The organism is Streptomyces sp. NPDC059861 (assembly GCF_042731435.1).
In the GTDB taxonomy this organism is placed as follows: Bacteria; Actinomycetota; Actinomycetes; order Streptomycetales; family Streptomycetaceae; genus Streptomyces.
In genome coordinates, this window is record NZ_JBHWJQ010000001.1 from 1 (window position 1) to 14926 (window position 14926).

The following is a 14926-nucleotide window of genomic DNA, read 5'->3' on the forward strand; positions in this document are numbered from 1 at the left end:
TGCGTGCTCCACGTCAGGCGCGGTGGTGCGGGCCCCCGGGGTCGATGCCGTCCGGCCGCGGCAGCGGGCCCGGCCCCTCGGTCGGCGCGGTGGCCCCGGGCGGCGCGGGCGGGACGGGCGGCACCGGCGGGTACGACGCGTCGCCGGGGCCGGCGGGCGGGACGGCGCCGTGCGCGCGCTCCTGGTCCGCCGTCAGCTCGGCACGCCCGTGCGGCGTCCCGGCGGCGTGCGGCCTGGCGGCGCCGCGCAGCAGGTAGGCGACGACGCCGAGGATCGCCGCGGTGATCAGCGCGGCGGCCCAGCCCGGCAGGACGAGGGCGAGCGCCAGCCCCACGGCGAGGGCGACGGCCGCGCCAGCGTACAGGGCGACGGCACCGGACGCGGCGTACAGCGTGGCCTTGCGGCGCTGCTTGCGCGTCTGCTGGCGCAGTTCGTCGCGGATCGTCTCCCGCGCGACCTGCGCCAGCTCGTCGACCAGATGCTTGTCCAGGTGCTCCAGATGATCCATGCGGTCCATGGCCGCCGGGTACCCTTGGCCACCACCGCGTAACGCCGCCTCCAACGGGGTGTGGCGGCGGGGGCCTCAGGCTGTGGGCGGCCGCATCCGGAAGTCGTACCGTGCGGGCAGCGGGCCGCCGTCGATCCGCTCCCACAACCGTCCGATGACCTCGTCCCCTTCCCGCAGGTCGGCCACCTCGAAGCCCGCCTCGAAGACCGCGCGGGCGTCCTCGATCCGCCCCTCGGCGGCCAGCAACTCGGCCTCCAGCAGCCGGAACCGGCCCCGGGCCCGCGTCGCGGGATGCAGCCGCCCCCACACGGCCCGCGCCTGCCCCGGACGCCGCACGGCGAGCAGCGCGCCGATCGCCTCCCGGCCCAGCGCCGCCGTGGCCGCCGTCCACACCTCACCGTCGTCGCGCCGTTCCCGGCACAGGTCGTCGAAGGCCTCCACGTACCGGTCGGCGGCCCGCTCGTGGTGGCCGTGCTCTCGGTCCGCGACCGCCAGGCAGCGCAGCAGCGGCCAGACGGAGGGGGCCAGCGGGAGCGCCCGCTCCCAGCTGCGCACCGCCTGCGCCCGGTCCCCGGCGTGCCACTGCGCGACCCCGAGGTGGTACTCGGCGAGGGGCGTCGCGGGTGCCGTCTCCAGCATGTCCCGCCAGTGCGGCCCGACCGGCGTCCGGCCCGGGGGCCGTACCCGGCGCGGCTCGGGAAGCGATCCGGCCCGCAGCAGCTGGAGCCACGGCGCCTGGGCGTCTTCGAGGGTGCCCTCCTCGAAGGGCGTGCCGGGCAGCTTCCAGCCGCCGCGCAGCACTTCGAGGGCACCCCAGCCCGAGCCGGTCGCGAGCCGCTCGCGGGGTTCGGCGTCGGCGCACGGCTTCCAGGCCTCGTACGCCGCGACCACGTCCGCGCGCGGCAGCACCGCCTCCAGCCGCGCCTCGGCGTCGCGGACCACCCCGGCCCAGTCGTCGCCCTCCGGGGACGCGCGCAGCGGCCCGTAGGCCTCGAGCCAGGACACCTCGCTCTCCGGCTCCAGCCGCACATGCTCCAGCTGCGTCCGGGCGAGTCCGGCCTGGATCTCGCAGTACCCGCCGGTGCCGGGCTCGGTGAGCCACTGCTGCCAGCGCCGCCCGCCGCCGCCCGAGCCCCACACGAACAGCTTGCGCCCGCGCAGCACGTCGGTGGAGGTCTGCACGAGCCCCTGCCCTTCGGCGTCGAGCGCGGCGATCCAGGGCCGCCGTCCCTCGGGCAGCTCGTAGAAGTAGTCGGCGGGGTAGGAGCTGTTGAGGGGATACGTGCGGTCGATCCCGTCGTGCGCGGGGACCGGCACGCGGCGCAGGCGGCGCTCGTAGCTGAAGTTCCAGGCCTCCTCGGCCGGGGCGAGCACCCGGCACTCCTCGGGAACGGCGATGTTGGACCACCAGTAGGCCGGCACGGGCCGCTCGTGCGGGTTGCGGATGCGGACGCCCACGTGGAGGAAGTCCGAGCCGTCGGGCAGCCAGAGGTCCACCTGGAACGGCAGGTTCCGCAGCCGTTCCCACTCCCACAGGCGCAGCATCTCGCCGCCGTCGGGGGCGGGGACGCGGGCGGCGTGCAGAGGTGAGCAGGACAGGGTGGTGTGGCCGGTGGCGCCGATGTTCCATTCGACGCCACCGGAGAACCAGGCGCCGTTGAGGGCGAAGTTGGCGGGCTGGAACACCGGGTTCCGGTAGAGGAGTTCACGGCCGGACGGCAGCTGGACCAGTGAGACCAGCCGCCCGCCGAGGGCGGGCAGCACGGTGGCGCGCAACCGGTCGTTCTCGATCACCACGGCGTCGAAGTCCCTTGGTGCGCGGGCACGTTCGTAGCCGTCCCGGACGCCCACCGGCAGCAGGCTGCGCAAGGGCTCGTACCCGACCTGCCGCGCCATGTCACGCGGCAGCTCCTCGCGGTCCCGGTCGTCGACGCGGTGCATCTCGTCGAGGGGCCGCAGCGGGGGCAGGGGGTTGTCCGGTCCCAACTCGGCGGCGGGCAGTGTCACTACGTCACGTCGGATCGTCGTCACGATCACCATGGAACCCGCCCGCCGCCGAGCTGGCCAGGGGAACGGCCGGTCAGGATTGCGCAAAGGCGTCCACGACGACGTCCGCGAGGAGCGCGCCCGCCGTGCCCTCGGGGTCGAGGTCGGGGTCGTAGATGGTCACGTTGAGGCCGGCGCAGTGCGATGAGGCGAGCAACGGACGCAGCAGGGCCACGAGTTCGGCGGGGAGCAGTCCGCCGGGGTCGGGGCTGTCGACGGCGGGCATCACGCCCGGGTCGAGCACGTCGGCGTCCAGATGCACCCAGAACCCCTGCACCTCGGGGACCTCGAAGGCCTCGGCGGTGGCTCGCGCGAGCGCCTCACCGCCCCACTCACGGATGTCGCCGACGGTCACGACCGGGATCTTCAGGGCGGCGAGTTCGGCACGCTCCGGATCGTCGTCGCGGATCCCGAAGAGCCGTACGTCCTCGTCCCGCAGATAGGGTTTCAGGCCTTCCAGGTTCGTCAAATCCTCCTGGCCCCGGCCGGTGGCCAGGGCGAGTTCCTCGCCGCCGGCCGCGCCCACGCGGTCCGAGTTGCCCGGGTGCCGGAAGTCCGCGGAGGCGTCGACGGCCGCCAGCCCGTACCGGCCGACGCGGCGCAGTGCCAGGGACGCGCCGAGCTGGATGGAGCAGTCGCCGCCGAGCACGAGGGGGAGGTCCCCGGCGCGCACATGGTGCTCTATCCGGTCGGCGAGCCTGCGCGTGTACGAGGCGATGGCGGCGGCGTTGAACACCCCGTCGCCCTCCTGCCAGTCCCCGCGGTCGTAGCGCGGCGGCACCACGACCCCGCCGTCCCGCGCACGCAACCTCTGCACGATCCGCTGTTCGCGCAGGGCGCCGGCGAGCTTGTAGCAGCCGGGCACGGCGCCCGGGGCGGGCGGGCGCAGGCCCAGGTTCGAGGGGGCGTCGATCACCACGATGTTCCGCATGTCCGGCATCCTTCCCGACGTACAGTCGGGCCTTCAACGACTTTCACGCGAGGACGGACGCATGAGCGAGCAGCACACCTACCGGGTCATCGTCCGGGGTACCTGGGACGCGCTGAGCGACGGCCAGGAGCCGGCTGCTGGCGGAGGCCGCCGATCACGGGATGCCGAGCATGCGGTTCACCGAGGAGGGGACGCTGTCGTACGAGGCGTCGCCGCTGAAGCACTTCTCGATGCGCTTTGTGGTCGTGTCCGACGCCTGGGACGGCGAGGAGATGGCGGCCGCGCTCGCCGAGGAGCGCGCCGGGACGATGTTGCGTGGGCTCGGCCACGGCTTCGGGGAACTGCGCTCGACGGTCACCGACCTGGACACCATGAAGATCAACTACAGGTCCGGGTCTCGGCGGTGAGCGCCCAGCGCTCGTGGTCCCGCCAGGCGCCGTCGACATGGAGCATCCGGGGCGAGTAGCCCTCCAGGCGGAACCCGCAGGCGCGGGCCAGGGCGATGGAGGCGGCGTTGCCGGGCTGAACGTTGATCTCCAGGCGGTGCAGCCGCATCGGCCCGAAGGCATGGTCGATCACCAGGTCCAGCCCCTCGCGCATCAGGCCACGCCCGGCGGCGTGCGCGAAGGCGCCGTAGCCGAGAGCACCGCTCTGGAAGGCGCCGCCGACGATGTTGTTGATGTTGATGTACCCGGCGAGGGCGCCGGTGTCCGTCTCGCAGACCAGGAACCCGGCGCTGCCCGGGTCCTCGATCAGCCGGCCGGCATAGCGGGCGTACGCCGAGGCCGTGTCCGGTGGGAAGAGCCACGGGTGGTGCAGATCCTTGCTCTCCCGGACCCGCGCCGTGAACTCGGCGCCGTCCTCGTAGGTGAAGTGGCGTATGCCCACGCGGGGGCCCTCGGCGAGATGGCGGGACGCGATGTGCGGCATCCCGCCACCCTACGACCGGCCCCCGGCCGCCGCAGCCTCGGCCGTCAGTCCTGGACCACGGGCAGCTCCAGCGACCCGGTGGCACCGGGCGCGCTCACCACGGTCACCGGCTTGATCCCGCGGTTGCCGTGGTAGGCCCCGTCACTCGCCGCGACCACGAACCGCAGCCGGTGTCCCCGCTCGTAGCGGTGCACGATCCCGGGCAGCGTCACGGTGAACGGTGCGCGCACGTCCGGCACCCGGACCGGCGCGACCAGCCGGTGCACCAGCGTCTGCGTGCCGTCGGGGGCGACGTCGTACAGCTTGGCGAACAGCACCAGCCGGTCGGCGGCGTCGCCCGACGTCTGGGTCCGCTCGGCCGTCGGCGAGACCACCTTCAGGGTGGCCCGGGGCTCCCCCACCACGTCCACGGCCCGTCCGAGCGCCTCACCGGTCCAGGCCAGGTGGGTCCCCTCGGTGTCGTGGGGCGCGGGGTCCAGCAGCCCGAGCATCCCGGTCAGGGAACTCTCCGAATGGCTCGTGGGGGTCAGCCAGTTGAGGTACGTCCGACTGCCCCGCGCGACCTTCCGGCGGTTGTCGACCAGCTTGCCGTCACCGGAGAGGTACAGCTTCCGCCCCGGCGCGGGCAGTCGGTCGGCGGTGGCGTAGCGGCTTCCGGGGTCGCTCACCCAGTCCCGGTAGTAGGCGAACGCGGGCCCGGTGCCGACGTCGGCCCTGCGGTGCAGATAGCGGTCGAACCAGGCCAGGATCCGCTTGCCGACGTAGCTGGTCTCCAGGTTGCCCGCCGCGGGGTCGAGTTCGCCCGCCGCCGGGTGGTCGATGCCGCCGCTGTGGCCCCAGGACTGCCAGATCATCTTCACCGGGATGCCCCGCGCGGTGAGCGTCCGGTACGTCCTGGTCGCCTCGTTGAGGTTGAACAGGCTGTCGGCCTGACCCTGGACCAGCAGGGTCGGCGCCCGGACCCGGTGCAGGTAGGACGCCGGGGAGACGCTGCGGGCGTAGTCGAGCAGGTCCGCGGTCCGGTCGGCCGGGTAGCTCCCGGAGTTGAGGGTGCGGACGGTCTCGCAGGCCCGGGTGACGAAGTGCAGGCAGGCCAGGGAGTTGACGCGGGACAGGTCGAGGCCGGGTCGGAGCAGCGGCTGGCCCTCGCCGATCAGGTAGAAGCCGTTGGTCCACTGCCACTTGAAGACGCCGGGCACGTCACCGGCACCGACGGCGTTGTTCGGGGCGAGCGAGTACGCCAGGTCGTTCCAAGTGATCATCGGCACCAGGGCGTCGAGCCGATGGTCGACGGAGGCCGTGGCGAGCTGGACGGCCCCGCCGTAGGAGCCGCCGATCATCCCGACCCGCGGGTCACCCGGGCCGTCCAGGGTGACGAAGTCGGCGCTGGTGCCGTCGTCGGCGGCGCGTCCGCCGGCCAGGAAGTCCACGAGTCGCGAGGCCGCCCTGCCGTCGACGGCCGGGTCGTCGAGCGAGACCAGGCAGCCCGAGCGGCCGAAGCCGAGTCCGGAGTAGACGAGCCCGACGTAGCCGCGCTGGGCGAAGCTCCGTCCGACGGCGTCGGTGGAGCCGTCGTCCTTGCTGCCGCCGAAGCCGTTGGTGGCGAGGACGGCGGGGGCCGGACGGGCGCGGTCCACGCCCGCGGGCCGGTAGAGATCGGCGTCGATCGTGCAGGTGCGGCCGCCCGCCTGGACGGTGAACCTCAGGGCGGTGACGGAGTACCGGCCGGTCGCGGCGGTGGCGGGAGCGGTGACGGCGAGGGGGACGGCGAGCGCGGCGCCGAGAGCGGCGGCGAGGACGGCACGGGATCTGGGCACACGTCGGGACACGAGACCTCCACGCTGAGGACAACCCGGATACCGGCCAGTACGTACTGGCCGGTTGTCATGCTGTGACACGTGTCAGTCGAGGTCAATCACCGTGACTGTGGTTTCCGCGCGGAAACTGACGGGAATTCAGCGCAGCGCCGGCTCCTCCAGCGTCAGCGTCCCCGCCTCCGCGTCCAGCTCCGCCGTCACACCGAACGGAATCGTCAACGCCCCTTCGCAGTGCCCGAACCCGAACTCCTCGGCGACCGGCACCCCGAGCCCGCCCAGCCGCTCCGCGAGCACCGGGCGCAGCTGCTCGTACGGACCGCAGTCGAGCCACGAGCCGAGGGCGATCCCGGCGACCCCGTCGAACCGGCCGGCGCGCAGCAGCTGGGTGAGGATCCGGTCGAGCCGGTACGGCTCCTCCCCCACGTCCTCGATCATCAGCAGCCCGCCCCGGACGTCGGTTCGGGCGTGCGGCGTGCCCAGTTCGGCGGCGAGCAGGCTCACGCAGCCACCGAACGTCACGCCCCGGGCGCGGCCGGGCACCAGCGCGCCGCCGCGGGAGGCGATCGTACGGACCGTCTCCGGCGCGAACAGCGTGGCCCGGAGATGGTCCTGCGCCCGCGCGTTCTTGATGAAGTCGACGCCGGCCGCCATCGGCCCGTGCAGGGTGACCAGCCCGAGCCGGGCGGCGAAGGCCTCGTGCAGCGCGGTGACGTCGCTGAAGCCCACGAGCACCTTCGGCCCGGCCGCCCGCAACGCGTCCCAGTCGAGCAGGTCGGCCATCCGCTGCGCCCCGTACCCGCCGCGGGCACACAGCACGGCGGCCACGGAAGGGTCGCACCAGGCGGCCTGGAAGTCGGCGGCCCGGTCGGCGTCCGTGCCCGCCAGGTAGCGGAACTCGTCGTGCCGGTCCAGCACATGGGGCGCCACCACCGGGTCGAGGTCCCAGCCCCGGAGCACGTCGAGCCCGCTCTGCAACCGTTCCTCGGGCACCGGCCCGCTCGTCGCGACGACGGCCACCCGGGCCCCGGCGGCCAGCCGGGGCGGTCTCACGAGCTCCTTCACCTGGTCAGCTCCAGCGTCGCCACCCCGGGCGGGTTGAGCCCGAACACCTGTGCGTACAGGGAGAGTTCGGCCTCCAGGGCGCGGATCATGGTGTCCGCCCGCCGGAATCCGTGCCCCTCGCCCTCGAAGGCGATGTACGCGTGCGGCACCTGCCGCCCCTCCATCTCCTCGAGGAACCGCTCGCACTGGGCGGGCGGGCAGATCACGTCGTCCAGGCCCTGGAGCAGCAGGAAGGGCGCCGTGATCCGGTCGGCGTGCCCGGCCGGAGAGCGCTCCGCGTACCGCCCGGGCACCTCGGCGAGCGGTCCGACCAGGCCCTCCAGGTAGTGCGACTCGAAGTCGTGGGTCTCCCCCGTGGCCCAGCCGGCCAGGTCGAGGATCGGGTAGCTGATCGTGCCGCAGGCGTAGACGTCGGTCATGGTGAGCGACGCCGCCGTCGTCCAGCCGCCCGCGCTGCCGCCGCGTACGGCGAGCCGCTCGGGGTCGGCGGTGCCCTCCTCGGCGAGGGCGAGCGCGACGGCCGCGCAGTCCTCGACGTCGACGACGCCCCACTGCTCGCGCAGCCGCTCCCGGTACTCCCTGCCGTAGCCCGTCGAGCCGCCGTAGTTGACCTCGGCGACCCCGATGCCGCGCGAGGTGAAGTAGGCGATCTGGAGGTCGAGGACCAGCGCGGAGCGGCTGGTCGGACCGCCGTGCGCCCAGACGACGTACGGCGGCAGCTCGGCGCCGGGCGGGGTGCAGCCGGGGTGGTGCGGGGGGTAGACGTGCGCGTGGATCTCGCGCCCGTCGGGGCCGGTGAAGGCGCGGATCTGGGGTTCCGGGTAGAACACCGGGTCCACCACGTCGTCGTGCTCGGCGCCGATCACCCGGGCCCGCCCGGTGCGGGCGTCCAGTTCGACCACCTCGTAGGCGCTGCGTGGGCTGGCGCCGACGGCGACGATCCGCTCGCCGTGCACCGCGAGGGCGGGCGCGAACTCCGTCCAGGGGCCGGCCGCGTCGACGACCTCGCCGGTCTCCGGGTCGAGTATGCCGAGGGCGGTGGCGCCGCGGCCGTGCACGACGGCCACGAGCCCGCCGTCCAGCGGCGCGAACCAGCGGTGGCCGAGCTTCCACAGCGGCCCGCCGAACTCCTCCTCGCGCGGGCACAGCGGTTCGCCGTCGCGGTAGAGGTTCCACCAGCCGGTGCGGTCGCTGACGTACAGCAGAGCGCCGTCGGCGTCGAACTCGGCCTGCGCGATGGCCTCGTCCGGACCGCCGGCGACCGTGCGGGGCGCGGTGAGCGTGCCGTCGTCCGTCACCTCGGCGAGCACCAGCTCGGTGCCGTCCCAGGGCATCCGCGGATGATCCCAGGCGAGCCACGCCACGAGCCGCCCGTCGGGCGAGAGACGCGGCCCGGTGACGAACCGGTGGCGGCCGTCGCTGAGTTCGCGTACCGCGCCCCGGTCCCCGGCGGCGGAGCCGTCCAGCGGCACGGCGGCCAGGACGCGCCGCACGTCGGTGGGTCCGTCGCCGGTGAACTCCTCCAGCACGCACCACACCTCGCCGCGCTCCACCCGCAGCTGCGGATCCACCCACCGCAGCCCGCCGCCCACCGGCGACACGGGGGTCAGCGGACGGGGCTCGGCGCCCTCCTCGTACCGGTACAGCCGCTGGTCGGCGAAGTGCACGAACACCACGACCGGGCGCCCGTCGACCAGGGCTCCGGCCCAGGGCTGCCCGCCGTACTCGATGACCCGGCTGCGCACGTTCCACGGCGCGGGCAGCACGGACTCCTCGGTGCCGTCGGCGTGCCGCCGCACCAGGGTGCGCCGGCCGCCCTCGGTGGGCCGGGGCTCGGTCCACCACGCCTCGTCGCCGACGAACCCCACGAACTCCGGGTGCCCGTCGTGCGCGGCGGCGAGGGCCGCGTCGATGGGCGACGGCCAGGAACCGTACGGCAGGGTCTGCACGTTCTCCCCCATGTGGTCAGGCGTCCCGCAGGAACCGGTCGAGGACGCGGACGCCGAAGTGCAGCGCCTCGATGGGCACCCGCTCGTCGACGCCGTGGAAAAGGGCCTGGTAGTCGAAGCCCTCGGGCAGCTTCAGCGGCGCGAAGCCGTAGCCGGTGATGCCGAGCCGGGAGAACTGCTTGGCGTCGGTGCCGCCCGACATGCAGTACGGCACGACATGCCCCTCGGGGGCGAACTCCTCGACGGCGGCCCGCATCCGCGCGTAGGTCGGCGAGTCCAGCGGCGCCTGGAGCGCCACCTCGCGGTGCTCGAACTCCCACTCCACGTCCGGCCCGACGAGCAGGTCGAGGGTGTCAAGGAACTCCTGCTCGGCGCCCGGCAGGAAGCGCCCGTCGACATGGGCCACGGCCTCCCCCGGAATGACATTGATCTTGTAGCCGGCGTCCAGCATGGTCGGATTGGCGCTGTTGCGGACGGTGGCCTCGACGAGCTTGGCGGCCGGGCCGAGCTTCTCCAGCAGCCGGTCGACGTCGTCGAGGCCGGTGCCGAGGCCGTACAGCGCGGCGAGTTCGGTCAGGGCCGCGCTCACGGTCGGGGTGAGCCGCAGCGGCCACTCGTGCGCGCCGATCCGCGCGACGGCGGCGGCCAGCCGGGTCACCGCGTTCTCGCGGTTGACCTTGGAGCCGTGCCCGGCCCGCCCGCGCGCGGTGAGCTTCAGCCAGCCCGTGCCGCGCTCCCCGGCCGCGATCGGGTAGATCTCGCGGCCCGACCCGTCGTGGAAGGTGAACGCCCCGGACTCACTGATGCCCTCCGTGCACCCCTCGAACAGCTCGGGGTGCCGGTCGGCGAGGAAGCCGGAGCCGTCCTCGGCGCTGGCCTCCTCGTCCGCGGTGAACGCGATGACGAGGTCCCGCCGGGGCCGGACGCCCTGCCGGGCCCAGGAGCGCACGACGGCGAGGATCATCGCGTCCATGTTCTTCATGTCGACCGCGCCCCGGCCCCAGACGACCCCGTCGCGGACCTCGCCGGAGAACGGGTGCACGCTCCAGTCGGCGGCCTCGGCGGGCACGACGTCCAGATGCCCGTGCACCAGCAGCGCGTCGGCGGACGGGTCGGTGCCCGCGATCCGGGCGACCACGTTGGCGCGCCCCCTGGTGCGCTCCAGGAGGGTGGGTTCGAGACCGGCCTCGGCGAGCCGCTCGGCCGCGTACTCGGCGGCCGGCCGCTCCTGGCAGTCGCCGCCGCCCCGGTTGGTGGTGTCGATGCGGATGAGGCCGGAGGTGAACTCCACGACCTCGTCCAGCGCCTGCTGATCAGCCATACTGCTCCTCCACGGCAGCCGAGACGACAGTGGTGACCGCCTTGAAGGCGCGGATCGCCTCGTACATGGTCGCGCAGGCGTACGCCACCTTCCGCTCCCCGGTCCGCTCCACGCCCGGCACCACGGTCGCCGCCATGGCCAGGTGCTCGGCGTCGAACTCGACCGCGACGGTGTGCGGGCCGGACACGGCCGGCTCGTACCGGACGGCCAGCGAGGCCGCCTCCTTGGCGGCGGCCCGGATGTCGGCGGCGGTCCTGGCCGGTGTCCGGCACACGGCCGCGTACCGCGACACATGGTCCTTCACGGCCACCTTCAGCGCCTCGGGCGCGTACCCGAGCGCGTCCTCGCAGGCCACGTCGTCGCCGGTCACCAGCACCACGGGCACCCCGTACTCGGCGACGACATGCGCGTTCAGCAACCCCTCGCTGGCGCGTACGTCGTTCAGCCACACGCCGGTGATGGAGTTCGCGAGGTAGGTGTGCGCCAGGACACCCTCGGCGCCGGCGCCCGCGTGGTAGCCGACGAAGGCGATCCCGTCCACGTCGCCGTGCTGCACGCCCTCGACCATGGACAGCGACTTGTGCCGGCCGGTGAGCATCTGCACCCGCTCGTCCAACTGCTCCAGCAGCAGGTTGCGCATGGTCCAGTGGGCCTCGTTGACGACGACCTCATCGGCGCCGCCGTCGTAGAAGCCCAGCGCGGCGGCGTTCACGTCCGAGGTGAACATCGATCGGCAGCGCTCCCACTGGGGTGTCCCGGGCAGCACGTCCGCCGGCCAGGTGACGCCGGTGGCGCCCTCCATGTCGGCGCTGATGAGGATCTTCATGGTGCGTCACGTTACGCGGAGAATCGGCGGGCGACCAGGACGGGATGACCCGCACCGGTGGTTCAGCCGGTGTCCGCGGCCCCCGCGCAGGACCGGACCGCCCACGAGCCAGGCGGTCCGACCCTACGCGACCGTGCCGGGGCCGCGTCACCCGGTGCGGCCCGCGACCAGCCACTTCGAGGGCAGCTCGATCCGGGTGCCGTCGGGCCGGGTCTCGGTGGTGGTCAGCGGCAGGTCGCCGCTCGCGAGCACGGTGAGGCCGGCGGCGGTCAGGTACTCGGGCACCGCGGCGTCGGCGACCTCGCCCGGCGCGATGCCGTGCCGGAAGACCGGGGCGAGCTTGGCGGGCGGTCCGTCCGGGCTCTGCGCCAGGCCGCGCAGGACGAGTCCGGCGGCCTCGGCGAGCTCGACCAGGAAAACCCGGCCGCGCTCGCCGACGAGGGTCGCGATCCCGTCGACGAGCGGCTGCCGGTCACCCGGCTCGCACTGGTGGAGTACACCGCGCATGTACACGTTGGCGTCGCCGAGCTGCGCGCGCAGGACCTCCACCTCGGTCTTGTCGGCGGCGTCCAGCTCCCGGTACGTCGCCTGCCCCGCCGGGTCCGCCTCCTCGGCGTGCGCGACGGCCGCCACGGACAGGTCGACGCCGAGGACGCGTGGGAAGCGCGCGGCGAGGAAACGCGTCTGGGTGCCGTTGCCGCAGCCCAGGTCGATCATCGGCAGGCCGGGGTCGGCCAGCCGCGGCTCGAACAGGGCCACATGCCGTCCGGCGGTCAGCACGGGCTCGGCGTCCCAGAGGACGGCGCCCTGCCCGCCCGGCGCCTCGCGCCAGAACCCTTCCCAGGCCTCCCGGTACCGACTGGTCACGCTCATGGCCAACTCCCCAGGTACGACGCCGTTTTCCCGCCATGGGCGACGGGCCAGTACGGGTGTATCGCGCCCGGCGCGCGGTCACAAGAACACGGCGCACACACCGCGCATACCTTCACGGCTCGTTCGACCGGAGGACGCCGCCCCAGGGGTGGGTTCAGCGGCGCGGCAGCGTGAGTTCGCACCAGACGGTCTTGCCCGCCTTCGTTCGGCTGGCGCCCCATTCGCGCGCGAGGGTGCTCACCACGCGCAGCCCGCGCCCGGCCTCGTCGAGCGGCCCCGCGCCGAGCAGCGTCGGCAGGTCGTGATCGTCGTCGTCCACCTCGCACAGCAGGGTGTCGCCGCGCACGAGGCGCAGCCCGACAGGCCCGCGGTGGGAGTGCCGTACGGCGTTGGTGACCAGCTCGCCGACGATCAGCTCGGCAGTCGCGGCCGGCCCGGACAGCGCCCACTCGTGCAGCTGCTCGCGGACCACCGCGCGGGCCCGGCCGACCTCGGCCGGGTCGAGGGGGAAGCGCCATTCGGCCACGTCGCCGGGTTCGATGCCGTTCAAACGGGCCATCAGGAGAGCGACGTCGTCCTTGCGTCCGCCGGGGGCGCCCAGGGCGCGGATGATCGTGTCGCAGGCGTCGTCCATGGACGCCGCCGGGTGGGCGGCCGACTCGCACAGCGTGGCGAGTCCGACACCGATGTCCTCGCCGCGCATCTCGACCAGCCCGTCGGTGCACATCACCAGCCGGTCACCGGGCTCCACCCGCACGCGTACCGTCTCGAACGGCACCCCGCCCACGCCGATGGGCGCGCCGGTGGGCAGGTCGAGCAGGTCGCTACGGCCGTCCCCGGCGCGGACGAGCACGGGCGGGATGTGGCCCGCGTTGGCGAGGTGCAGCTCGCTCGCGATCGGGTCGTAGACGGCGTACAGGCAGGTCGCGAGATAGGTGTCGCCGAGCCGCTGGGCGAGGTCGTCGAGGTTGCGCAGCAGCTGTGCGGGCGGCAGGTCGAGGGCGGCCATGGTCTGCACCGCCGTGCGCAACTGGCCCATCATGGCCGCCGAGTTGAGGCCGTGCCCCATGACGTCGCCGACGACGAACGCGGTGCGCGCGCCGGGCAGTTTCACCGAGTCGAACCAGTCGCCGCCGACCCGTCCGAGCAGGGTGCCGGGCAGATAGCGGGTGGCGATGTCGCAGCCCGCCATGCGCGGCGGGATGTGCGGCAGCATGCTGTCCTGGAGGGTCTCGGCGACGCTCTCCTGGAAGGTGTACATGCGCGCGTTGTCGAGCACGAGGCCGGCACGGGCGGCGAGTTCGGCGCCGGTGACGCGGTCCATGTCGTTGAAGTCGGCGCGCTCCGGATGCCGCAGCAGGACCATGAATCCGAGCACGACGGTGCGGGCCTTCAGCGGTACGACGAGCATGCTGCGGCCCGTGATCAGGGGCCGGATGTCCCGCTTCTCGAACTGCGAGGCGATGGCGTGGCCCATCCGCTCGCTGATCCGGGGCACGAGGACGGGCTCGCCGGTGGTCATGCACTGGAAGAACGGCGTGTGCGCCGGGAACGGCATGGCCTCGCCCACGGGGACGACGTCGTCCCAGCGGCCCGGTTCGTCGGTGTGCTCCAGGGCCACCCGGTGCCACATGGTCGTCGTGTCCGGCGCGCCGTCCGGGAAACCCTCACCGGCGACGACCTGCTCGCGCAGATAGGTGCCCGCGACATCGGTGAAGCGCGGTACGACCGCCCTGCTGACCTCGACGATCGTCCGCGCCAGGTCGAGCGAGGTACCGATCCTCCCACTGACCTCGTTGAGGAACTCCAGACGCTCGCGCACGGCGGCGTGCTCCAGGTCCTCGGCCACGTCGCGCAGTTCGTCCGGTACGGGCTCACCCGCGGCCATCGCCCGGACTAGCCGCTCGCGCCGCGCCTTGCGCTCGGCACGCCGGGGCACACCCCAGTCGGGGGTGACCGGCACACGGTCGTTCTGGCTGAACTCCAGCACCGGGTAGCCCAGTTCGAGGACCTGCCCGACGATCCGGGCGCTCTCCCCCACGCTCATGCTGGGCAGGATCTCGGGGAGTCGGCGGGCCAGCTCGTCTGCGCCGGGGAAGTCGGTGTGCAGGGCGAAGGCGGGCGCGATCCGCTCGACGACAGCGTCCTCGCCGGTCCCCTGCCGGCGCAGCGCGTCGGCGTCGGCGGCGAGCACCAGCAGCCGCTCCGCGCCGGGCCCCACGAGCGGGTACGCCCACCACAGCACGGCGACCCGGCCGCCGTCCGGCCCGGTGACGCGGGCACTGCCCGCGGCCGGGTAGGACAACCCGCCGTCGAGCGAGGCCCCGAGGTCCGGACCGAGACCGTCGTACGCCCCGTAGGGCCCGTACGGCGAGTCCTCCTGGTCCGCCGGCAGCGCGCCGGAGACGGGCAGCAGGTCGCCGACCGGGCGGCCGATCGCCGATTCCTTGGCGGTGCCGAACAGCCGTCGCGCGCCGGTGCTCCAGTGGGAGACGAGGCCCTCGCGGTCCACCACGACCACGGCCAGCGGGACCCGTCCCACCGGCGCGGCGCCACCGGCCGGTCGGCCGGGAGGTGCTTCTCGGTCGGTGCCATGCCTCATGGCCCAGGCCCTCTCTCCACGGCGGTGCAAGATCTGTGCCCCGGCTCACCACCGTACGGCG

The 14926-nt window shown here is 73.8% G+C and carries 11 protein-coding genes and 1 pseudogene; 1 reads left to right on the forward strand and 11 read right to left on the reverse strand.

The window, feature by feature from the left end:
• Positions 1-13: 13 nt before the first annotated feature.
• The 3 genes from ACFV6X_RS00005 to ACFV6X_RS00015 form a co-directional block, all read right to left on the reverse strand.
• Positions 14-517 (reverse strand): phage holin family protein, encoded by a 504-nt coding sequence (locus ACFV6X_RS00005; RefSeq protein WP_385375206.1) that lies wholly within the window; start codon positions 515-517, stop codon positions 14-16.
• A gap of 66 nt (positions 518-583) precedes the next feature.
• Positions 584-2548 (reverse strand): DUF5107 domain-containing protein, encoded by a 1965-nt coding sequence (locus tag ACFV6X_RS00010; RefSeq protein ID WP_385375209.1) that lies wholly within the window; start codon positions 2546-2548, stop codon positions 584-586.
• A gap of 40 nt (positions 2549-2588) precedes the next feature.
• Complete coding sequence (locus ACFV6X_RS00015; protein WP_385375212.1) at positions 2589-3485, reverse strand: arginase family protein; 897 nt, start codon at positions 3483-3485, stop codon at positions 2589-2591.
• 61 nt (positions 3486-3546) lie between these two features.
• Here ACFV6X_RS00015 and ACFV6X_RS00020 point away from each other — a divergent pair.
• Positions 3547-3892: pseudogene (locus tag ACFV6X_RS00020) on the forward strand (DUF6204 family protein).
• Here the strand turns inward: ACFV6X_RS00020 and ACFV6X_RS00025 are convergent.
• From ACFV6X_RS00025 to ACFV6X_RS00060, 8 genes are all read right to left on the reverse strand, one after another.
• Positions 3864-4415 carry a GNAT family N-acetyltransferase gene (locus ACFV6X_RS00025; RefSeq protein WP_385375215.1) on the reverse strand — a complete coding sequence of 184 codons (552 nt, stop codon included), beginning with the start codon at positions 4413-4415 and terminating at the stop codon, positions 3864-3866. The pseudogene ACFV6X_RS00020 and the gene ACFV6X_RS00025 overlap by 29 nt on opposite strands.
• Positions 4416-4459: 44 nt before the next feature.
• The gene (locus ACFV6X_RS00030; RefSeq protein WP_385375218.1) at positions 4460-6244 is read right to left on the reverse strand and encodes a CocE/NonD family hydrolase; all 1785 of its coding nucleotides are present in this window, start codon (positions 6242-6244) and stop codon (positions 4460-4462) included.
• Between the two features lie 126 nt (positions 6245-6370).
• On the reverse strand, positions 6371-7294 hold the full coding sequence (locus ACFV6X_RS00035) for an LD-carboxypeptidase (protein WP_385375220.1): 924 nt from the start codon (positions 7292-7294) through the stop codon (positions 6371-6373).
• Positions 7291-9255: a prolyl oligopeptidase family serine peptidase gene (locus ACFV6X_RS00040; RefSeq protein WP_385375223.1), complete on the reverse strand. Its 1965-nt coding sequence runs from the start codon at positions 9253-9255 to the stop codon at positions 7291-7293. Before ACFV6X_RS00040 ends, ACFV6X_RS00035 begins: the two co-directional genes overlap by 4 nt.
• A gap of 4 nt (positions 9256-9259) precedes the next feature.
• Positions 9260-10564 (reverse strand): M20/M25/M40 family metallo-hydrolase, encoded by a 1305-nt coding sequence (locus ACFV6X_RS00045; protein ID WP_385375226.1) that lies wholly within the window; start codon positions 10562-10564, stop codon positions 9260-9262.
• Positions 10557-11390 carry a M55 family metallopeptidase gene (locus ACFV6X_RS00050; protein ID WP_385375229.1) on the reverse strand — a complete coding sequence of 278 codons (834 nt, stop codon included), beginning with the start codon at positions 11388-11390 and terminating at the stop codon, positions 10557-10559. Before ACFV6X_RS00050 ends, ACFV6X_RS00045 begins: the two co-directional genes overlap by 8 nt.
• A 147-nt stretch (positions 11391-11537) precedes the next feature.
• Complete coding sequence (locus tag ACFV6X_RS00055) at positions 11538-12263, reverse strand: class I SAM-dependent methyltransferase (protein WP_365455496.1); 726 nt, start codon at positions 12261-12263, stop codon at positions 11538-11540.
• A 154-nt stretch (positions 12264-12417) separates the two neighbouring features.
• Entirely contained in the window at positions 12418-14865 is a 2448-nt protein-coding gene (locus tag ACFV6X_RS00060) for a SpoIIE family protein phosphatase (RefSeq protein WP_385375232.1), read from the reverse strand.
• Positions 14866-14926: the final 61 nt, after the last annotated feature.

Bases quoted from the DNA above. Each gene is read 5' to 3' on its own strand.
- ACFV6X_RS00025 (WP_385375215.1), bottom strand. From the start codon at position 4,415: ATGCCGCACATCGCGTCCCGCCATCTCGCCGAGGGCCCCCGCGTGGGC.
- ACFV6X_RS00040 (WP_385375223.1), bottom strand. From the start codon at position 9,255: ATGGGGGAGAACGTGCAGACCCTGCCGTACGGTTCCTGGCCGTCGCCC.
- ACFV6X_RS00060 (WP_385375232.1), bottom strand. From the start codon at position 14,865: ATGAGGCATGGCACCGACCGAGAAGCACCTCCCGGCCGACCGGCCGGT.
- ACFV6X_RS00010 (WP_385375209.1), bottom strand. From the start codon at position 2,548: ATGGTGATCGTGACGACGATCCGACGTGACGTAGTGACACTGCCCGCC.
- ACFV6X_RS00005 (WP_385375206.1), bottom strand. From the start codon at position 517: ATGGACCGCATGGATCATCTGGAGCACCTGGACAAGCATCTGGTCGAC.
- ACFV6X_RS00055 (WP_365455496.1), bottom strand. From the start codon at position 12,263: ATGAGCGTGACCAGTCGGTACCGGGAGGCCTGGGAAGGGTTCTGGCGC.
- ACFV6X_RS00045 (WP_385375226.1), bottom strand. From the start codon at position 10,564: ATGGCTGATCAGCAGGCGCTGGACGAGGTCGTGGAGTTCACCTCCGGC.
- ACFV6X_RS00015 (WP_385375212.1), bottom strand. From the start codon at position 3,485: ATGCGGAACATCGTGGTGATCGACGCCCCCTCGAACCTGGGCCTGCGC.
- ACFV6X_RS00050 (WP_385375229.1), bottom strand. From the start codon at position 11,390: ATGAAGATCCTCATCAGCGCCGACATGGAGGGCGCCACCGGCGTCACC.